Annotated in this window: 11 protein-coding genes; 7 read left to right on the top strand and 4 right to left on the bottom strand. The window is 29.3% G+C overall.

Translation table 11 applies throughout. The features are described 5' to 3' along the window. Positions 1-287: 287 nt before the first annotated feature. Positions 288-692: a hypothetical protein gene (locus ON24_RS02605; RefSeq protein WP_040681850.1), complete on the bottom strand. Its 405-nt coding sequence runs from the start codon at positions 690-692 to the stop codon at positions 288-290. Between the two features lie 299 nt (positions 693-991). Between ON24_RS02605 and ON24_RS02610 the strand changes: the two genes are divergently transcribed. The 6 genes from ON24_RS02610 (at position 992) to ON24_RS02635 (ending at position 10,697) form a co-directional block, all read left to right on the top strand. Further along, complete coding sequence (locus tag ON24_RS02610) at positions 992-2,278, top strand: Mur ligase family protein (RefSeq protein WP_040681851.1); 1,287 nt, start codon at positions 992-994, stop codon at positions 2,276-2,278. Between the two features lie 418 nt (positions 2,279-2,696). Next, positions 2,697-4,277, top strand: a complete 1,581-nt coding sequence (locus ON24_RS02615; protein WP_040681852.1) for a Mur ligase family protein — start codon at positions 2,697-2,699, stop codon at positions 4,275-4,277. Positions 4,278-4,374: 97 nt separating this feature from the next. Beyond that, entirely contained in the window at positions 4,375-5,073 is a 699-nt protein-coding gene (locus ON24_RS02620; protein ID WP_040681853.1) for a nucleotidyltransferase family protein, read from the top strand. A 502-nt stretch (positions 5,074-5,575) separates the two neighbouring features. After that, the gene (locus ON24_RS02625; RefSeq protein ID WP_040681854.1) at positions 5,576-9,169 is read left to right on the top strand and encodes a beta strand repeat-containing protein; all 3,594 of its coding nucleotides are present in this window, start codon (positions 5,576-5,578) and stop codon (positions 9,167-9,169) included. Positions 9,170-9,553: 384 nt separating this feature from the next. Next, on the top strand, positions 9,554-9,985 hold the full coding sequence (locus tag ON24_RS02630) for a hypothetical protein (RefSeq protein WP_040681855.1): 432 nt from the start codon (positions 9,554-9,556) through the stop codon (positions 9,983-9,985). Positions 9,986-10,010: 25 nt separating this feature from the next. Further along, positions 10,011-10,697: a hypothetical protein gene (locus ON24_RS02635; protein WP_040681856.1), complete on the top strand. Its 687-nt coding sequence runs from the start codon at positions 10,011-10,013 to the stop codon at positions 10,695-10,697. Between the two features lie 197 nt (positions 10,698-10,894). Here the strand turns inward: ON24_RS02635 and ON24_RS02640 are convergent, their stop codons facing one another. Beyond that, positions 10,895-12,100: a PD-(D/E)XK nuclease family protein gene (locus ON24_RS02640; RefSeq protein ID WP_040681857.1), complete on the bottom strand. Its 1,206-nt coding sequence runs from the start codon at positions 12,098-12,100 to the stop codon at positions 10,895-10,897. A 256-nt stretch (positions 12,101-12,356) separates the two neighbouring features. On the opposite strand from ON24_RS02640, the gene ON24_RS02645 reads away from it, so the two are divergent. Continuing rightward, the gene (locus ON24_RS02645) at positions 12,357-15,002 is read left to right on the top strand and encodes a PEP/pyruvate-binding domain-containing protein (protein ID WP_040681858.1); all 2,646 of its coding nucleotides are present in this window, start codon (positions 12,357-12,359) and stop codon (positions 15,000-15,002) included. 217 nt (positions 15,003-15,219) lie between these two features. Here ON24_RS02645 and ON24_RS08925 read toward each other — a convergent pair whose 3' ends face one another. Both ON24_RS08925 and ON24_RS02655 read right to left on the bottom strand, forming a co-directional pair. After that, the gene (locus ON24_RS08925) at positions 15,220-18,786 is read right to left on the bottom strand and encodes a transglutaminase-like domain-containing protein (RefSeq protein ID WP_050553533.1); all 3,567 of its coding nucleotides are present in this window, start codon (positions 18,784-18,786) and stop codon (positions 15,220-15,222) included. A gap of 995 nt (positions 18,787-19,781) precedes the next feature. After that, positions 19,782-22,211 (bottom strand): DEAD/DEAH box helicase, encoded by a 2,430-nt coding sequence (locus ON24_RS02655; protein WP_040681859.1) that lies wholly within the window; start codon positions 22,209-22,211, stop codon positions 19,782-19,784. Positions 22,212-22,857 lie beyond the last annotated feature (646 nt).

Raw genomic sequence — 22,857 nt, forward strand, 5'->3', positions numbered from 1 at the left:
TATTATTAAAAATAAGTGTAGTTTTATATTTTATCTGATAAAAGTTAGTGATTTTAAGTTTCTTTTTAATAAATCTCATTTTAAAGGTGTATTATTTAAAATAAGTGTAGTTTTGTATTTAATCTATAAAAATAAGTGGATTAAGTTTTAAAAAATTATGTCAATAGAATCTTTTAAAGGTATAAGCAAATAATTTTTTTATAAACTAATAAAATAATATTTTGGAGAATCCTTAATAAAACATTATAAATTTTTTGATGAAATTATGATTTTAAATTAGATTTAACTTAAATATCATAGTCTCCATTGACAGCACCGCGGATTGTATCTACAATACAATTTGCGTTCCATCCAACAAGGGCTGTAGCTACTTTTTCTAGATTTTCAGGAACTTCCTCAAGTCCATAAGGTCTTACAAGTACTATTGGGATATTAAATAATTGTGCTGCTTTAACAATATCATCTATATTCTCCTTATCTTTTTCATAGATGCCTGAAAGAATGATAATAACATCTATCTTGCTGAAAAAGCTTTCAGGCATATGGTGGTAGGATGCTGCAACAGATTCCTTCCATAGAAAATCGGTTTTTGAATATAATTTTTCTGTAAACTGGGCATAATCATTCTCATAACCTGATCCCCTGGTAATCAAGAGATTATATATTCTATCATCGTTATCTTCTTCAAACATATCATTAACCTACTAAAATTTTTTAAAGTAAACGAATCATTATCATAAACACTTTAATGGTTTATATAATTATTAAAATAAATATTGATTTTTATTTTTAAACAATATAATCAATAAATAAAAAATCATATATAAAATTATATAAAGTTATGAATATAAAAATATATTCAAAAAATTGTTAAAAAATTAATTTATAATAATTGTGTAGGAATGTTTATTTATTAAACATATTATATGATTTATTTAAATTAGTTTTTTAATTTATAAAATAAAGTATTTAGGAAAAGGGAAATTTTAAAATGAGAGCAGCAGTAATTGGACTTGGAGTTGAAGGTAAAAAAGCTTCAAAATCACTATTAGATCATGGATGGTCTGTATATGCATCAGATTTAGAAACTGATATAGATCTTAAAGAGTTTAACATGCCTATAACTGATATTAATGTTAAAACTGATAACACTGAACAAATATCAATAATTGCAGATAATCTTATAGTTGATCTAGGTACTAATAATATTAATGAAATTAATGATTCTGATGCTATTGTTTTAAGTCCTAGTATGTGGAATAGTAAGTTTGCAAATCAATTTAAATTGTCTGGTAAATTATTGCAGGATGTTCTGGATAAACACAGAAAAATATTCACCATTGGTGTAACTGGAACCAATGGAAAAACTACCTCCGTCTATATGATTAAGGAGATTTTAGAGGCAAGTGGTAAAAAGGTTTTAGTTGGGGGAAATGCAGGTGGTGGATTTAATGGATATTATGATATCATTTTAGAAGCAGAAGAGGGGGATTATGATGTGATTCTTGTTGAAGTATGTGATATGACCTTGAGCTTCTGCCAATATTGTTTTAACTTTGATTTAATTGCACTTACTAATATGGGTAATGACCATATGGATGTACATAAAAGTATGGATAACTATGCTGAGGAATTATGCACCATATTCAAGCATAAACATATAGTTATTAATGAGAATCAGGAATATGCCGATAAGTTTGAAAAGTCTGCAAGTCATGTTTCTAGATTTAAAGAGTCTGATTTAAACCTTAAGGTTATTGGTAAGTTTAATAAATTGAATGCTGGTCTAGCAACTGAGGTCGCACATCAGATGGGAATTCCCGATAGCATATCCAACAAGGTTTTAGAAAATTTTGAAGCTGTAGAGGGAAGACTTAAAGTTTATAAATTATTTGATTCAGAGATTTATGTTGGAAAGACGGATAATTCCGATGCTGTAAAATCCATATTTGATGAGAAATATTTCTATGCCGCATTTATCGGAACACCTAGACCTAATGAACAGCATCGTTTGGATATTTTAAACGAGGTTGTAAAGCATGATCCCAAGGTTATTGTATTATTCCCCGGTCTTGCAAATACCATAAACATGGCATTAGATAGAATTAACCAATTGGAATATGATGGTGAGGTTTATACCGCACATAATCTTGATGAGCTAATTGAATATGTTGCTGAGTTTGCCCATGAGGACTATATATTTATCGGGGGTAATGGCCAGGAGATAATTATAACAATTCAGGAAAGACTTGAAGAGCTATGTAAGGTCTGTAATTAGTGACATTTTAAATATTAATTGATTTAATTAAATGAATTATTTAGCATGTAATTGGTGATTTTTTAAAGATTACTTATATTTAAATTAATAAAATATTAAATAATAAAAGTTTAATTTAATTTTTAAACTATCATTGCCCTTAAATGGATAGAAATAATAAAAAATTAAATTTATAATTTAATATTATTCATATTTATCGAATTGTTACTATAATCACCTTAAAATCGGTCATGATTTCTAATCATGACATATTTCAATAGGTATCAATTAAGGAAAATCAAATTTATAATAATATCACATATTTTTTTTTTAAATATGTATTAAAATGTATGAGGATCAATTGATAATCCATATTTTTTTAAATATATATCAAAGATTGATTATCATATATGTTAAAAAATATTAAGGTTGTAGTTTAATGGAAAGTGAAGAGTTTTTTAAAAGTTTAGAAAATGGTGTAGTGGTTCTAGGGGGCTGCGGTACAGTTGGAAGTTTAATTGCAAGAATCTTGGCATGTCATGATTATGATGTAACAATTATTGACAGTGCCCCTGAGTCTTATCTTAGCCCAATATTTAAAAAAGAAGGAATTCATCTTAGATTAGGTGAAGAATTAGATGATGATTCATTTAAAGGTAAATCCGCTATATTTGTAGCGCCAAGTCTTTTAAAGAATGATTATTTCACCACAAAATTAAACAACTTTAATAAATCCAAATTGCCAGTTTATTCCATTGATGAAATTCTTGAATTCTTCGCACCAGATAAACCTGTAATAGCTGTTACCGGTACCAATGGTAAAAGTACTACAACCCATGCCTTAAAACATATTTTCCAGGTAAACGGGTATAAGGTACCTTCACATGGTCTTCGTATACAGGGTAATAGTGAATTTATTCCGGCGTTACAATCCCGTTTGGATGGGGATATAAGTGTTTTGGAAATCGGAACCTTTGGAAGAAAAGGTGAGATCAAACGTTCCGCAACTAATTCCCATGTAAATACTGCAATTATAACTAACATCACCCATGACCATTTAAACAATGGTACTTTTGAAGACTATATAAACTGTAAAAAGGAAATGATTGAGGTTGCAGATAATTTGATATTGGATGGTGATGATCCTATATTGGTTGATTTACAGTCACGGTTTACAGATAAAAAATTCTATTTCTTCGGAATTAAAGATGATGAAAACCCATTATTTGACGGCAAATATTATAGGGACTGTCCTAAATGTGGTAAAAAATTAAAGTATGATGTTAATTATCTTAGAAGTTTAGGGGAATTCGATTGCTCATGCGGATTTAAAAATCCTGAATTGGATGTATATGCTACCAATATCAGAATTATTAAGGAGGGCAATACCACTAAGACCAAATATACAATACATTTTGCCGATGAAGCAAGGGATATAACATTGCCTCATAGCGGTATTCATAATGTTTATAATTCACTTGCAGCGGCATGTGCAGCTTGGGTTCAAGGTCTGGATATTAACGGTATAGTTAAAGCTATTGAATCATTTAAGGGAGTACCTGGTAGATTGGAATATATTAATGATGATCCTACCATAATAATTGACTTTGCCCATAATCCTGCAGGTGTTGAAACTATTATAAAGACTGTCTTGAAACTTAAAACGGAATCTAATAATATAATTGTGATTAATACAATCTCATCTGAAAGTGGCCGTCAGGGTGATGAGGCAATCGCAAAACTTTTATCTGATGTGGATACTGTAATACCGGTTTCTACTCCATCTAGTAAGATGGCTAGATACATTGATACCAATGTATTACAAATAAAAACACGGACTAAATTTAATAAAACCGGTACCATTGGTTCCTCTCCAGAACAGGTAGAAGAGGGTTTAAGGTTAGGTTTAAAAATTGCTGAATCCGATGACATTATCTTGTTAATTGGTGAGGCAGGTGTTAAATATGCAAAACCTGCTTTAAACAAGATTTTATTTGAGAATGTTAAGGGGAGTAATTAGATGGATGCTTTAGACAGGATTTTATTTGAGAATGTTAAGGGAAATTATTAGATCTTGTTTATTTTTATAATTTTTTTTATTAATATGGGTTGATTATATGGTCAGTGCAGTTGTTACCGGTGCAGGTTTAAATTCAAGAATGCGTAGTGATTTAAGGAGTTTAGATTTACCAATTAAAAATAAATTAACACTTCCACTAACTAAAGTCAATAATACTCAAAAAACTATTCTTGAGTTAACATTAGACAATGTATTAAACTCAGGAGTAGGTGAATGTATTTTAGTACTTGGTCATTATAAAGATGAAATAATTAACTCTTTAAGTGAGGAGTATCTATCAAAGATAAAAATTGTTGAAAATAAACCTCACGATGTAGGTCTCTCAACATCATTATACAATGGTTTGTCACATCTTAAGGGGAAATTTGCATTATGTGTATCAGGTGACCAGCCTACAATATCATCAACAACATATAAGAACATGATTAATGTTTTCTTTAATTGGGAGGATTGCGAAAAATCTATTTCCTTCTTACGCCGTAGAGAATGTGGTCCGTTAGACAATGCCATTGGATTAGGAATGCCATTTGTAGCTTCAAAAAATCTTTTAATACCTTATCTTGAAAATACTGACTCAAATTTAAATCCTATTTTAAGGGAAATATTTGATAGGCAAATTAAGTTTTATGGGGTTAAAGAGCAATTTGACTTAGAACTTGTAAACATTAATCATTATACTGACTATCAATTTGTAAAAGAGAATTTGGATATAAAAAATTATTATTATTATTATTAAGTTTATTTTTCTAATTTTATTAATTTTCAAAATTCTATAAAACATTGATTCTTTTTTGTATAATATTTAGTTTCAATTTTCCTTCTATTTTATTTGATCGTGATATTAAATTTAATCTTTTTTGTATAATTGAGATATTTAATTCTAACATTAATATTAATTTGTTTATTTAAGTTTTATTGTAATATATTTTTTATCTAATTGCCCTTAATTTTTTCAAAGATAATATCTTTTATTTTTTAAATGACTTATTTAAATATGTTTGTTTTTATTTAATTTTATTCTTATTAATTTTTTTAAAACTTTAAACATTTATATTTATTTTTATCTGTTAAAAACCAGTAGATTTCTGTTTTATTTTTTCTTATTTTTTTCATTCTTCCTATTTATTCTAGCAAATTGTATAAAAATTGAAAATGTTTAAATAATTATTTTTTATTAACTTTTAATTGATGATTATTTTTCAATTAATCATTTTTAAAATATAAGGGGAGGTGAAAATGTGAAAAGAAGATTGTATATCATATTGCTTATAATATTGTTGATTTTTGTATGTATTGGTTCTGTTTCGGCTAGTGATTTCTCATCAACCAACTCATCAAATCTATTGGCTTATAATTCAACAGACAATGCTAATATTTTATCAGAGGATAACGAGTATGGTACTTTTACTGATTTAAATACGCTTATTAATTCAAGTAGTGAAGGTTCTACTATTAATCTTGATAAGAACTACAAATATTCACCATCTACCGATGGGAATTATATAAATGGAACACATATTTATACCTCAATTACAATTAATGGTAACAATCATGTTATTGATGGTTCTAATATTGCAAGGGCATTCAATATCAGTTCCGGTAATGTGGCTTTCATTAATTGTGTTTTCACTAATTGTAATGGAATTTATGGTGGAGCTATTTACTCAGATGATTCAATTGCCTCAGTTGATAATTGTGTTTTTACAAACAACAATGCCTCTGTTTGTGGTGGTGCTGTTTATTCAAATTCCATTGGGTCTATTACCAATTCAAAGTTTGTAAATAATACCGCAAATAATTACGGCGGTTCTGTATATGTAGATAATGGTGATATAAGTTATTTGACCAATGATTCATTTGTTAATTGTTCTGCATCTTTAGGTGGAGCTATTTATAATAACAATGGAAATGTTGGTTCAATTACTAACTGTACTTTTGATTCACTTAAATCATATGGTCCTGCTGCCGCAATTTATTGTAATGGTAATATCAGTTCATTAATTAATAGTTCCATAAGTAATTCCTCATCTAATAGTTATGGTATGATATCTTATTCTGGAAACTTTGGTGATATTGCAGGATGTAATTTTACGAATATTAGATCTGGAAGTACTGGTGGTATACTTTATAATTCCAGACCGGGTATAATTGGTTCTATAAAGGATTCTAACTTTAAAAATATTAGTTCACTTATGGGAGGAGCTGTTTATGGTCCATATACGAATATTAGTTCTATAGATAACTGTACTTTTGTTGATATCAATTGTACTGCTCCAGGTAGTGCTATCTACAATTATAACTCTAAAATTGGTAGTATAACCAATACTGTATTTAATAATTGTAAAACTAATTCTGTTGGTGGTGCTATTTATACTGGTAATATCAGCGCAATTATTAATTCTACATTTAATGACACTAGATCTACTGCTCCAGGTGGAGCTATATATGCAAGTGATGAAATAGGTTCAATAATTAACACTACATTTACCAATATTAATGGGTCATCCTCCGGTGGTGCTATAAATGTTTATGGCAATATCAGTTTATTAGATAATGTTACTTTTAGTAATATTACTTTTAATTACGGTCCTGGTGGAGCTATTAATGCTGGAAATATTGGTCTTATAAATGATTGCAGTTTTGTTAATATTGATCCCTCATCTACAGGTGGAGCAATTAGTGTAAATGGAAATATAACTTCTATAAACAATACAAAATTCATTAATACGTCCTCTGGTGGTCCTGGTGGAGCGATTTACTCAGGTCAAATTGGATCACTGTATAACTGTACATTTTTAAATACATTATCAAATAGTACTGGTGGGGCAGTATCTGTAAATTCAATTGATTCTGTAGTTGATTGTAGTTTTACTAATTTGTCATCCAAATATCCTGGTGGAGCAATATTTTCACAAAGTATAGGTTCTGTTTCAAATACTGCCTTTAACAATTTAGTTTCTTATATGGGGGCTGCAATATATTCCCGTATTATTGCTAATATAAGTGATTCAGTATTTAATAATGCTACTGCCTTAAATGCCCCTGGTGGAGCAATATTTGCAGATAATATAAGTTCTATCTTAAATTGTATATTTAATAATTCATCCTCCACATATATGGGTGGTGCTATATATTCAGCCTATATTAATCTAATCAATAATACTAGTTTTAGTAATAACTCTTGTCTTAATGGCAGTTATAAGTTAGGCGGTGCCATATGGTCATCAAATATCAGCACCATTTCAAACTGTAACTTTACAAATAATACTGGTAGTTTAGGCGGTGCAATCTATACAAACTGTGCGAATATTACAAACTCCAATTTTGCTGATAATATGGCAGATAATGGTACTGTTTATGGATTGAATATTAATGTGGATAACTGTAACTTTACAAATAATCATGCAAATGAATATGGAAGTGGTTTATACTTTGTCTATTCAAATAACACAGTCAGCAATTCAATATTCAGCAATAATCATGATCCATCTGATTCAACAATTTTCAATAACGCTAATTTAACATTAAATAAAAATACTATTGATAACGGTAAATTTATTTATAATAATGGAACTATTAAAAGTCCCATTACTGTTAATGTAGCAAACTATACCTGTTTCCCTGGTACAAACCTTAAATTAATTACAATAATTAATGATGATAATGGTAATCAAATTGTTGCAGGGGATTATAATTATACAGTAAATGGCGCTACTTTTGCGCCTGATGACATCTACTTTAATAAGTCTTACATTGCACCTATGGAACTTGGTTCCTATCCAATTGATGTTGTATATGGAAATGGTACAGACATAACCTATAACTATGGTGTTATAGATGTTGTTTCATATAGTGTTGACAATGTTAGCTATGGTGAGGACGTAAATGTTATTGTTCAAGTTCCAGAAAATGCTACCGGTACAGTCTCAGCAGAGATAAATGGTGAAGCTTATACTGGAAATATTGAAAACGGTATATCCAATATTGTAATTAAAGGATTAAATGCTGGTAATTATACTGCTCATTTAATTTATAATTCTCCTGGATATAACCCTAAAAATGTTTATTTAAACTTTACCATATCAATGGTTAATTCCACCGTTGATGTTTCTGCAGATAATATTTCCTATGGTAAGGATGGAATTATAAATATTAAAGTTCCTTCTGATGCTACTGGTAATGTTACTGTTGTTGTTAATGGTGTTGATTATAGTGTTGGAATTAGTAATGGTTCTGGTGTTTTATCTGTTTCTGGATTAGATGCTGGCAATTATACTGTTGATGTTAAATACAATGGTGATAACAACTATTATCCATCAGTAATTTCTACCGGTTTTAGTGTATCTAAGGTTGATTCTATGGTTAATGTTACAGTTAAAAACATTACTCGTGGACAGGATTTGATTATTGATATTACGGTTCCTTCTGATGCTACTGGTAATGTTACTGTTGTTGTTAATGGTGTTGATTATAGTGTTGGAATTAGTAATGGTTCTGGTGTTTTATCTGTTTCTGGATTAGATGCTGGCAATTATACTGTTGATGTTAAATACAATGGTGATAACAACTATTATCCATCAGTTAACTCAAGTAACTTTACTGTATTTAGTAATATTACAAATAATACTAATAATACAGGAAAAAACACTACAAATAATATTACAAATAATACTGTAAACAATGATAATGGCTCTAAAATTATAGATTCTGATGATAATACTTCTACAGTAAAAAATCATGTTAAAACTAGTTATAATACTGGTTATCCATTTATTGCATTAATACTTGCAATATTTGCAATTTTAGGATTTGGATTTAAAGATAAAAAATAGTCTAATTTAGACATTGTAGTTTAATATTATTGAAATTTATCAATAATTTATTTAATTTATATATTAAATAAAAAATTACATTTTTTTATCTTCTATTTATCTTTTTTTATAATTGGTGAATATTTTTAATTTAATACTTCTTTTTTAAATTTAGTTTAAGGAATTAATCATTTAATAATTTTAATAGATGAATTTTCCTTTTTTAAATTAATAATCTGCTCTTAAACTATTTTTTCAATTTTTTAATCAAGTATTTAAACATTTTATTTATTCTGTAGATATTTCTTTATTTAAAACAATAAGTTTATATATTAAATTAGCTAAGTATTTATGATAAAAGAATTAAATAATTAATCATTACTTTATATGCTTATAGGTGATATAATGAGAATTCTTGATAAGGCTGAAAAGGGAGTTGAACTTGGTAAGACTTTAACTAAATATAGTTACACTAAGGCTAAATCATTACATGATCCCGAAATGAGAAGAATGACAAGGGAACTTGGAATAAAATGGGCTCGTGTCGGGGAACAAAAAGCAGACCAAGCAATGGATAAGGTTATAGAAGTTGCTAATATTAAACTTGAGGAATCTCAAAATGGTATGGACAAGTTTTCTCAAAGAAAGTTAGAAACCAAGGAAGAAATGCAAAATGCCTTGGATAGGGCAGATATGATTCTAGAATCTAATCAAGATCATGAAGTAGTCCTAGATGATGAGCATAAATTAATGCAAAAACAACTTAAAGAGATGGAAGAACTTAAGAAAAAACAAGCTCAAGAATTATCAGATTTAAGAAATAAAAATAATAATTAATTAATCATATTATAAAGGTGATAAGATGGTATTTTACAAAGCTGCAAAAAAGGGTGTTGAACTTTCAAAAGTTGCTGCAGAATATGGAATTGAAAGGGTAAAACAATATAATGATCCTGAATTTAAAGAACTAGGTATTGAATTAGGTAAAAAATGGGTCAATATTGCCGATGAGAAAACTAATAAAATCTTGGATAAATCTTTAAATTATGCTAATGAAAAATTAGATGAAGTTAAAAATGGTGAAGATGAACTCTCTAAAAAACAGGCGGAAGTTAAGGATTATTTAAAAGATGCAATTGATAAATCAGATGCAAAAATCGATAATGAAAATGAGGAATCAGAGGATATTGATAAAGAGATTTCATTAATGAGACAACAATTGAAAGAAAGAGAAGAATTAAGAGCAAAACAAAAAGAAGAACTTAAAGAACTTGAGAAAAAACATAAAGAAGAACAAAAAATTGCTTTAAAGGATAAAACCGAGGATCTCAAAGTTAAAAAAGATGAGACTAAAGATTCAATTAAGGATAAAACAGCTAAAGCAAAAGCTGAAGCTAAAGATTTAAAAAATGATGTTAAATCTGCAAAAGATGATTTAAAAGAGGATGCAAGGGCTGTAAGACAAGATAGAAGAGATAGAAAAGCAGCTCAAAAAGCAAATAAAGAATCTGAAGTCGTTGATGTAGATGCTGAAGTTAAAGATGAATAATCTCATCTTTTAATTATCTAAATTTATTTAAAACCTTTTTTTATTCTTATTTTATATAGTAAATCTATTTTAATTCTATTTTTATTCTTATTTTTTAAAAAGAGATATATGAAGTTTAATTTTTTATATTTAGAAATATTAATCAAATAGGAAATCAATTAATTTTTGGTGGAAAATGATAAAATAAAGTAATATTATTAAGGTACTGTAAAGTTCTCAATATTTCCTTTATTTTTTTGACAGATAGTTTTAAAATCGCATGCGTCACATGTTCTTTGTTCTGCTTCAGCTTTCCAAGCATCCCCTATTTTTATACCTTCTTGTTCTTTAATTAGTGAGGATTCAATCTGATTTACTACAGAATCAAATTCTTTAAGGGAACTTTCAATTTTATCTTTTCTAATAGGTATGATTCTAATGGATCTATCTAACCTAAATTTATCAGATAATGTAGGATAATAATTTTCATTACCGTCCCATTCCAATAGGGATTCTTTATCCTTTTTAGAAATCTTCACATCTGTTTTTCCATTTACAATATCTTCCTTAATCAATTTTAAATCTATAATGGAAGGAACTAGTTCATTTAAATAGAATACAATTCCCGCAGCTATGGGTTTCGCATCTTTTTGTTGTTCTCTTAACCAGGAATATGTTAAAATTTGCCATTCATGTTGTTTATATGTTTCACTATCTGTTGATGGCCTTCTCATACCCTTATAGTCAATGATTACCTCATATTCATTATCTATCTTGTTTTTTAAAGTTTCTCTAAAACTTTTATCATTTTGTAAATATTGAACAATGGTATTTTGATAGGAATCAATTGTTCTTTGGGTGGAGTTATTGATTTTAAATGAACTTAAAACATCAATTACACCATTGACACTGTAATGGTTTGAACGGCTATGTTTCTTATCATAATTGGGCATATCACGAATACCTTTAAGTCGTATTTCTGAGGAATCTATTAAAGGAAAAAGATAAGGTCCCCAAACGTTTATGGACCTTTCCGCCCTTGCACTTGCTATTCTTGCATAGGGGTTATCTCCAAATTCATAAACTCCTATTTTTTCTTCGGGAAAGTGTTCAGGACAATATTGTTTTGATGGTGGGAATAATCCCCTTGAACGTAATCTTTGATCTATCATTTCCTCAATAGGTCTGATATCCTTATCCCATTGCCATGGGAATTCCAATTTCTCCTCTTCCCATTTAAGATATGCCTCTTCCATAACACCATGAATAAACTCTCCAAACCATAATTGGATAGGCATTGAAGGTGGCAATGTTCCTTTGTTCTGATATCTATATTGAAGATTACATGTTAAAAATGATAAAAGATCTCCAGTTAAACTATATTCTGGAATAATATACGGTTTTGACCTTGATTTTAAATGCATTTTTTCACTCGTTAATCTATTTTTAATTATTGATATTAATTATAGGTGGATAATATTTAAATATATTGATTTTTAAGGAATTAATTCTAAATTCAATTTTAATACTTTTTTTAAATCTTAATATTTATTATGTTTGAATATTTTTTTTAGGTTTTTTTTAATAATTCCTAATTTTAAAAATATATTAGAAAATTTTTTTTAATAAAATATACTTAATATAAAATAATTATTTAATAAAATTAAGGATTTGTTAAAAATGTCATCATTTGAAAGAATAAAGTCAGGTATACCTCCCCTTGATAAAACATTGGATAATATTCGTTTAGGGGATAATGTGGTTTGGCAGGTTTCTAATTTAAAAGAATTCTCATATTTTGTAGAACCTTTTGTTAGGGAGGCCGTTAAAGATAATAAGAATATAATCTATATTCATTTTGGTCAGAATAAACCTTTAATTAACTTAAGTGAAGAGGACTATAAGAATTTAAATAAGGAAAGGGAGAATCCGGATACTGAATTTTCAATGATTTACAAAGAGGGTGTTAAGATATATGAGGTAAATCCGGATAATCTTTTTGAATCATTTACCCTTGAGGTACATAAAATTATTGAAAAGGAAGGTAAGGGAGCATACTTTGTTTTTGATTCCCTATCGGAATTACAGTCTGCATGGTCTACTGATTTAATGATGGGAAACTTCTTTAAGGTAACATGTCCCTATTTATTTACACTTGATACAGTGGCATATTTTCCCATTATACGTGGTAAACACTCATTTGACGCAATAGCTAAAATAAGTGAAACAACCCAATTGTTCTTAGACATTTATTCAAAGAATGATTATCTTTTTATCCATCCATTAAAGGTTTGGAACAGATATTCTCAAAACATGTTTTTAGGTCATAAATATGAACCGAAAACAGGAAAACTTAAGGCATTGACTGATGGACTTGAGGTTAGTGAGTTTTATGGGGTTATAAATGATGCCTCTGCTTATCATAATGAACAGAACACCGATAGTTGGGAACGATTCTTTGAAAAAACCATGATAGAATATGAAAGTGGAAAGGATATTCGGGATAAATGTGACCAGATGTGTAATATGTTAATGACTAAACAGGAAGATATGGCAGTAAAGGTTAGGGAATATTTTACGGCCGAAGATTATTTTTCTGTATATGATAGGGTTGTTGGAAGTGGAATGATTGGTGGTAAAGCATGTGGTATGCTTCTTGCACGTAAAATCATTGAACATGATAAACCTGAGATTTATCGGGGATTTGAACCAGACGATTCTTTTTATATCGGCTCCGACCTATTCTACACATATATTGTATCTAATGATTTATGGGATATTAGGGTTCAGCAAAGAACCAAAGAAGGATATTATTCTGCAGGCCGGGAACTTGAGGAAGGTTTAAAAAATGGTGAATTTACAGATGACATTAAAGAGAAGTTTAAGAGAATCTTAGATTATTTTGGTCAAAGTCCTATCATAGTCAGATCCAGTAGTTTTCTTGAAGACGGATATGGTAATGCATTTGCAGGAAAATATGAGTCAATATTCTGTGTAAACCGTGGTCCAATTGAACAAAGATTGGAAGAGTTTGAAAACGCTGTAAAAAGGGTATATGCAAGTACCATGAATATATCCGCATTGGAATATAGGAAATTAAAACATCTTGATGATAAGGATGAACAGATGGCTCTTTTGGTTCAGAGGGTTTCAGGTTCCTATTATGGAGATTATTTCTTCCCAACAGCCGCAGGTGTGGGTTTCTCCTATAGTCCATATTTGCCTCTTGAGGAAAGAAGTGCTAATAATGGAATGTTAAGACTTGTAATGGGTTTAGGTACAAAGGCAGTAGATAGGACCCAGAAGGATTATCCGAGAATTGTTAATGTAAACCGTCCAAGGGCACAAACACAGCCGAATGTAGCCAAAAGACATGAATTTTCACAACATTACCTTGATTTGCTAAATCTTAAAAAGATTCAGATTGACGAATTGGATGTTGAGGACGGTTTGAAAATAGTTCCAAGATATGCCAAACAAGCATTGGTGGAACATGATACCGAAGCAGAGAGACTATATTCCGATAGGGGACAACATAGGGAAATTGTATTTGTAAACTGTAACGGACTTGTAAATAACAGTAAATTTATAAATCTCATGAAGGAGGTGTTATCCACTTTACAGAAAGCATATGACTATCCAGTAGATATTGAATACACGGTAAACGTAGGTGAAAACCATTCATTTGTAGTAAATTTACTTCAATGCAGACCATTGCAGGTCTCTAAAAGTGATGAGAAGATCGAGATTCCTGAAGTTACCGATAATATATATTTCCATATTAAAGATTCCTCAATGGGAAGATCTAGAAAAGAGAATATTGATACATTGGTATATGTTCATCCATACTACTATTATCATTATCCATATAGTGAAAAGCCAAAAATAAGAAATGTCATCGGTAAAATCAATAAGTATTGTAGAAAAAACAATAGAAATTCAATGTTGATAGTTCCTGGAAGATTAGGTACATCATCACCTGAACTTGGAATTCCTGCAGTGTTTGCAGATATTAGTAATTTCTCCGTAATTCTGGAAGAATCCTACAGTCAGGCAGGATATGAACCAGAATTGTCCCTTGGAAGTCATATGTTTCAGGATCTTGTGGAAACAGATATCTATTATGGTGCATTGTTTGAGGATGAGAATAGATTGGAATTCAATAGGGATTTATTTAAGGATTATCCAAATCAGTTAAATAAAATTGATGATGAACTAGATGAGGATATTTACGAAATGATTCATGTATATGAATTTGATAATAAGAACCTTAAGTTCTATTATGATCTAGAACAGGATGAGACATTATGTTATTTAGATAAATAAAGTTTCTTTATAGTTAAGTTAGTAAGAGGAAATTATCAATATCTAAAAAAAACTAAAAGTCAGCAGATAATAATAAACAAAGTTAAAAAATAGAAATAAACTAGAAACAATGAAAAATAAGAAAAAATTAAATTAAGAAATAATTTAGAAGTAAAAAACTTCTAAACTATTTTAATAATTGGTAGATAAGGACTATCCTTATCATCATATATTTAAATTAGAATGGTAAATTAGTATATCTATTATATATTGTTGCAGTAGCGGTGTTCCAATTATTAATGGAACCGAATGTATTTCTTTTTGAAATACAATCTGCAGAATACCATTTACCGTTTACATATACTTCAGTCCAAACATGACCATACCAGCCATCTGTAAAGTGACAGTAACCGTGAACATAACGTACAGTTATTCCTACAGCACGACACATAGCAACATAAAGGTTAGATTGATCACAACAGTTACCACTTTTTTTAGTTAAAGTTAATGCTGCACCTTGCTGGGAATTATAATAATAGTCATATAAGACATTATCTCTTACCCAATTAAACATAGCAACAGCTTTATCATAGTCTGAACTAAGACCAGAAGTTAAACTTTTTGCAAGAGCAGTAATGGATGATGTGTCTTTACCACTTGTTGTATCGATGGCAGTATAGCTTGGAAGTTGCTTATTCTCACCATAATATGCGAGGACTCTGCTGAATGCCTCGATTAAAGCATTGTATGAAACTTTTCCAACAGTTGTTGTTGAATAGTTAGGGCCTTGTTTATAATTTAATATGAATTTGTAGGTCCTACTTGCAGAGTCAACATAGCCTGCTTTGTTTAAATTACCATTGATTGTATCTCCCATATTTGGGCTTGATGGTTCATCTAATGAACCGATAATAGGTATATTACCCATATTATTAGCGTTAATTTGTGCAATAGCTCTAGATTCATAGTATAAGAATTGAGCTAGGGTACATTTATATGAACCGACAGTTACACTTTTTGGTAACTTTTTATTTTTCGCATAATATTCTTTAACTACTTTAGCAGCACTAATAATCTGATTAATTGTTACATATTTGGTTGTTACAGAATTACTATGGGCAGTAGTTTCTTTACCTGATGTTATAGTAAGATAATCCGGTAATTTTTTATTTGAAAGATAATAATCAAGAGCAACACTAAATGCCTCAGTAAGGGTATTGAATGATACTCTATTAAGTGCGGTTGTTGAATAGTTAGGAGCCTGCATATAATTTAATATGAATTTGTAGGTCCTAGTTGCAGAGTCAACATAGCCTGTTTTGTTTAAATTACCATTGATTGTATCTCCCATATTCGGGTTACTTGCTGGATCAACTGAAGCAATAATAGGTATATTAGCCATATTATTTGCGTTAATTTGTGCAATAGCTCTAGATGCATAATATAAGTATTGAGCTATAGTGACTTTAGTTGAACCAATAGTAACTGTTGATGGAAGAGAACCATGATCTGCATAATATTTTTTAACTACTTTAGCAGCATTTACAATCTGATTAATAGTTAAATATGTAGCTGGCTGATTATTAATAGTAATCTTTTTACTAGCTGAATTGCTGTTATAAATATTATTTCCAACTATACTTATTTTAGCGGTATATGTTCCCTTGCTTAAATTGTATGCAATTTTAACATTTCCATTGGAGTCAGTTTTAACTGTATAAAGTTTTCCTGCAATGGTAACATTAACATATTGATTTACGATTTTTTTACCAAGATTATCATATACGCTAAAATTATAATATCCAGTTTTACTGGTAGTTGTAAGGTCATTTGCTTTTATGACATAAGATAATTTTTTAACTACAATTTTTCCAGTTGAATTAGCACTATAACGATAGGAATCACCGTTGAAACTATAAGTCACAGTATAAGTTCCAGGATTTAAATTAATCACATATTGTGCTTTACCTTTACTGTCTGTAACTAATTTATAAACAGAGTTACCAATTTTAAGGTAAACCTCTTTTTTAGCCAAAGCATTACCTTTGAAATCTTTCAGTACAATAACGAATTTGGAACCATCCTTATAATACACAGTTACATTGGAAGCGGATATGTTAGGATTTGTTTTAGTAACTTTAATTACTGCAGATCCATTAGAACTATTATAGTTTTTATCACCAGCAAATAAATAGCTTATTTTATAGCTATTACCTCCCCTTAAATTTATTTGGAGTTTTGCAATTCCATTTGAATCAGTTACAACATCATAGTTTACACCAACTATGGTGAATCTAACTTTTTTATTTGCAAGAACTTTACCATTTTTATCTTTTAATACAACTGTATAATAAGTTCCGGTACCACCAATTATGGTAACATTTTTACCAATAATTGTAGTATTATAAAAACCTGTAACATCTTTATTATTAATTGCTACACTAGAAGGTAAACGTTTATTATTACCATAAGATACAAGTACATCGGCGAAAGCCCTAATTAAATTATTATATGAAACCCTTCCAAGAGTTGTAGTTGAATAATTAGGACCTTGATTATAATTTAATATGAATTTGTAGGTCCTGGTAGCTGAATCAACATATCCGGATTTAGCTAGATTACCACTATTAACATCTCCCATATTAGGGCTGGAAGGTTCATTTAAAGATTTAACAATAGGGATATTTGCTTTATTACCTGAATTTAACTGTGAAATAGCTTTAGACTCATAGTATAAGAACTGAGATAAAGTACATTTTACAGAACCTATCATCACGGTACTTGGAAGTTTACCGTTAGCTGCATAATATTCTTTAACAACTTTAGATGCAGCAATGATTTGATTAATACTTACAGAACTAACAGAATTTGCACCTGCAGTGGTTTTAGAACCATATTTAAGGGTTAAATAATCAGGTAACTTATTGTTAGATCCATAATAATCAAGAGCAACACTAAATGCTTCAATTAATCTATTATAAGATACTCTTTTAAGAGTGGTTGTTGAATAATTAGGACCTTGTAAATAATTTAATATGAATTTGTAGGTCCTGGTAGCTGAATCAACATAGGCAGATTTAGTTAATTTACCACTTACGGAATCACCACTATTTGGACTGGAAGGCTCATCCATAGATCCAATAATTTTAATATTTGCCTTATTGCCAGAGTTAAGTTGAGATATAGCTTTAGATTCATAATATAAGAATTGAGCTAAGCTAACTTTCACTGAACCAATAGTGACGGTACTTGGTAATTTACCATATGAAGCATAGTAATTTTTAACATATTTAGCAGCACTAATAATTTGACTAATACTAAAAGTATTAGAGTTTGCAGAACCTGCAGCTTTAGGTTTTACAAGGGAAGAATTACCTACACCAGTATTATTTTTTGCTGAAATTGTAGTATTCTTAACTTCATTAGAAGAATTATTCCTGCCGATATTATTTGATGTGGAATTATTTACACTAATATTATTGGGTGTAGAACTATTTTCTAATGTGCTGTTAGTAACGGATGTACTTACTGTACTGGAAACATTCCCGTTAGGAGCATCCCCAATATTATTATAATCATCTGAAACAGTTGCAGATAAGTTGTTTGCACTTCCAATAGCAGACGTACTTAAACCTATTGAATTTGTACTTTCATTATCATAAACATTTTGAACTGAATCTTGAACCGAAGAATTTGACATGCTAACCGTAGTTCCATTATCCAAATCAGTAGCAGAAACTGCACCAACACATAAAAAGATAATGAGAACTAGAATTAAGCTAAAATATCTAAATTTCTTCGACATTTTTCGCCTCCTATTCAAATTTTAAAATTATATCCAAATAACTTTGACTTTTAAAAATCATATAATTAAAAGTTTAATAATCTATGAATCCTTATAATTAAAATCATTTTAAAACTATTGAAATAAAATTTAAAAAAAACGTCAGTAATCATAAAGAGTAGAAAATTATTCCTTAACTTATAATTTTTAAAACTCATGGATTAATAGAAATAATTTCATATATAAATCTAAGTAGAAAATTGTATATAAAGGTTATGATTAAGAAATAGAGCACAAATCTGTCTGTATTAATCAAAAACAGTGCAATACTATTTAAAATAACTAAAATAAGATTAAAATAGGATAAAATTAATATAAAAATCTAAGATTTATCTCAGTTAAAATTCGGGGGATACATGGTTTTAAAACTTAAATAGATATATAAGACTTGTATCATATCAAAATAAGATAAGATTGAGCTCTGATTTATAAAAATAGAAATGTCTTATTGTATGATAAAGATATTTAAACACTATTAAATGTTTGTTTTATCATAACTCTAATTTAATCGAATATATAAAATTCAGATAAAATCATATAAAAATCGATAAAAAAATTGAAAATCATGCTTGAAAAAATAAGTAGAAAAGGATATATAATTAAACAATTAACAATTGTAAATTAAAACATTTTACATTAATTACTTTAAAATAGACTTAATAGTATGGAAACCATCCTCATCGGAAATTTCTTCAACCCAGATATTGTACTTTAAAATAGACTTAATTAAGTATGCATATTTTTTGTAATCTTTACTATTTTAATCTCTTTTAAGGACTACTATTGTGTAAACAGATTAATGACCTTGAAGAGATGGATTATATATTTCTATAGGATTACAACTATAAAATCAGTTTTCTATTATCTGAGTTTAAAACAATTTTATCCAGATAAATTATTAAAAATAGATGAAATGAATATTAGAATTAATTAATATAATCTGAAATTGACATTAATTAAATCATATACATTTCATTAAAACCTATGAATTCTTCATCCCTATTCCAACCTAATGCGATGTTTGGAATATTTCTATGTTTGTCTTTGGTGTCATATCCATATATATTGGAAGTTAGACCAACAAGTATTAAAACATCCTGGGCCCTTGAGAATGCAACAAAATAACGTCTTGTCAGATCATCAAAGGAACGGTCAACCTGGTCCCTTTTAACTATTTTCATATCTTTACTATATTTACGAATTCTATCCTCGAGCTCCTGGTCTTGTCCGCCTTTTTTGGGAAATCTTAAAAAGCTTGTGTTTGCAAGGTCCTTGTCAAATTCAGAACCTACATCAACTATTACGAGAGGAAATTCCAGACCCTTGGATTGATGTATGGACATTATATTAAGTCTATTGTCTGGTAGGGTTTCAAGTAATTCCTCTTCAATACTTACCCCGCCGGATGCAATTGGTATGAATACATTCCAATATAATTCATTGATTGATTTAATTTCTTTTGACTCTGTATCAAAGTATATCTCAGAACCATATTCATTGAAGAATCCTGTCTGGTTAATGGTCTGGGTAATAGCCTCAAGATAAACAATCCCTTCAACATCTTCCTGAAGGTAATCGATCCATGTTAATAGCTTGTATGCAAGATCCATTAATCTTACACTGGAAGGCCATTTGTCCATCTTATATGGTTTTCTAAGTTGCCATAATTCTACAAATTCCTTGAGGGTAATGGGACTTACAGGCTCCGGATCCTTATCCATGAATTTACGTGCGTTTTCTCTCCAACGTCTCATAATTCTAAATGATGATTTTGGAATGTTTTTATCCATTTTTTGAATCTTCATGTCGGGGTCAATACATTCTAGCATAAGTCCACAGAATATTTGTACAGCCTGAATATCCTGAATATCCTGACCACGTGGATTAAAAACTTCCACATTACGTTTTTCAAGAGTTTTTCTAAGGTAGTATGGGAACTTGTAATTATGGCCCCTTGATGTTTCCTTTGTTGAGTATGTCAAAAACGCAATATCTGATGCAGAACCGTCCTCACTGTCTAAACTAATCTCGATGTACTTGTCTTCTTTATCTTTGGATTTCAAGGCTAAGTTATTACTGTTATTCAATTTTTCAAAGGATTTGGTATCCACAATATTCTGGACCTTCCTTCTTACAGTTCCCTTATTGATAAGTTCACTTATAAGATTTGACAAGTCCCTTGCAAGGATTTCCTGAGTGTTTCTGAAAAGACCAATAATCGGTATGTTTTTTCCCTTATTATTCTCAGGACATACGATTGGTGGCTTATGACTTACACGCGCATTCTGATATTTTTCATCTAGTTCCGCAAAATGGTTACATAGATTGATAATATTCTCAGTGGATCTGTAATTCTCCTTAAGATTAATTACATTCACGTAAATGCCTAATGATTCTGATGCACGTTTCGGGAAATTGGTAAATAAGTCTACAGTCGCTCCCCTAAAACGGTACAATGATTGGTCATCATCACCTACAACCGTTATATTTCCACCATTTCTAATTGCAAATTCGGCTATCTTAAAGTAAATCTTCTCTTGTAGGAGGTTTGTGTCCTGGTATTCATCTACAAGCACTATTTTAACTTTGGATAAGAAGTCTTCAAATTCTTCATTTTCAAGTTTTTCAAGGAATAAATCCTCCAGCATCGGAAAATCAATACTGTTTCGTCCTCTAAGTTCTTTTTCATACTCATCGATAGCATCCAAAACCTGAATTTGCCCTGGATCTGTTGATGTTTGTCTTATCTCGTCCATATCAACAACATCATAGTACATCTTATTTTTAATGGATAAAATCATTTGACTCATCATGGATGGATTTTTGATTTTGTCTCTACCTTTAAGCTCTCCAAGATATTTTTGAAGGTCTTCGTTAAGATAACGATCATTTCTATAGAGACCTACATTGGTCATAGCAGATTCTGTAACGAAGGATTCAATGACATTAGGTAAATTAGTACCTGGCTGACGGTTGACTCTAAGTAAATCCTGTGCAACACTATCTACGGTACCGGTCAATATTTGGTTAAAATCAATATGGGCTATTTTTTGAATTTTTTCAAACTCATAACCTTTATTCATACCTTCATTTAAAAGGTAATCCTTGATTTTATATCCCCAATCTAATATTCTACTGGTTAATTCATCTGCAGCTTTTCGTGTGAATGTTGTGGCAACAATCTCCTCAGGTTCAACATCATCTACAAATAGGTATTTTAATATTTTAAGTACAATCACAGTTGTTTTACCAGAACCTGGACCTGCTACTATAAAAAGAGATTGATTTAAATCAGCTTGAATGGCAGATTTTTGATCTTGATTTGATGCTATGTCCCTTTCAAGTATCTTAACTACAATCTGTTCAAATTCCTCATAACTAATCATATTAACCATTAAAAAAAGATTTTTATAGAAAACTATTTATTTTTTCTATTTATAAACGTTTACTGTGTTTATGAAAACTAATAATAGTTTTGATAGGTTTTATAATATAAATTTATCTTTAAACTTTTTTTTTAATTATTGGAATTTAAAAGTAAAATAATACAAATATTTAGGGGTCTGAAATTTAGTACTTTAAAATAATCTTCTATTTTTTCCTCATATTGGTTTATATTTCTCACAGTTGACAAGTTTATTTAGTAATTCTCTTTTAATTTTTTGAATTTGGACTTTTGTATCTTTTTATTATTGTTAAAGACGTCTAGTGAGTAACTTATTTTGTCGTTAATTTTTCTTTTGTGAAAATGAAAGGAACTATTTTATAATTGTTAATTATTAATTGGTAGTTTTTAAAGCTGTAATAACCTTTATTAAATATTAAGATGTATCTTTTTCTTATTGGTCTTCATTTATGTAGTTATTTTAAAATTTTTTAAAAAGTTTTGTATCATTCGGGACACCAGAATGTAATGATATTGTAACAGTAGTTAAAGAAGTAATCAAGTATAAATGTAGCTTTAAATCCATTATAATGGTCTTTAGGAGAGGAATAACTTTATTTTAAATCTTTTTTGTAAGTTTTTTTTAC

Origin of the sequence: Methanobrevibacter boviskoreani JH1 (genome assembly GCF_000320505.1) — an archaeon.
Lineage (GTDB): Archaea > Methanobacteriota > Methanobacteria > Methanobacteriales > Methanobacteriaceae > Methanarmilla > Methanarmilla boviskoreani.

What these genes read in the sequence shown, in the direction of transcription:
- ON24_RS02630 (WP_040681855.1), top strand. Translation starts at nt 9,554, where the DNA reads ATGAGAATTCTTGATAAGGCTGAAAAGGGAGTTGAACTTGGTAAGACT.
- ON24_RS02640 (WP_040681857.1), bottom strand. Translation starts at nt 12,100, where the DNA reads ATGCATTTAAAATCAAGGTCAAAACCGTATATTATTCCAGAATATAGT.
- ON24_RS02615 (WP_040681852.1), top strand. Translation starts at nt 2,697, where the DNA reads ATGGAAAGTGAAGAGTTTTTTAAAAGTTTAGAAAATGGTGTAGTGGTT.
- ON24_RS02645 (WP_040681858.1), top strand. Translation starts at nt 12,357, where the DNA reads ATGTCATCATTTGAAAGAATAAAGTCAGGTATACCTCCCCTTGATAAA.
- ON24_RS08925 (WP_050553533.1), bottom strand. Translation starts at nt 18,786, where the DNA reads ATGTCGAAGAAATTTAGATATTTTAGCTTAATTCTAGTTCTCATTATC.
- ON24_RS02620 (WP_040681853.1), top strand. Translation starts at nt 4,375, where the DNA reads ATGGTCAGTGCAGTTGTTACCGGTGCAGGTTTAAATTCAAGAATGCGT.
- ON24_RS02655 (WP_040681859.1), bottom strand. Translation starts at nt 22,211, where the DNA reads ATGATTAGTTATGAGGAATTTGAACAGATTGTAGTTAAGATACTTGAA.
- ON24_RS02610 (WP_040681851.1), top strand. Translation starts at nt 992, where the DNA reads ATGAGAGCAGCAGTAATTGGACTTGGAGTTGAAGGTAAAAAAGCTTCA.
- ON24_RS02605 (WP_040681850.1), bottom strand. Translation starts at nt 692, where the DNA reads ATGTTTGAAGAAGATAACGATGATAGAATATATAATCTCTTGATTACC.
- ON24_RS02635 (WP_040681856.1), top strand. Translation starts at nt 10,011, where the DNA reads ATGGTATTTTACAAAGCTGCAAAAAAGGGTGTTGAACTTTCAAAAGTT.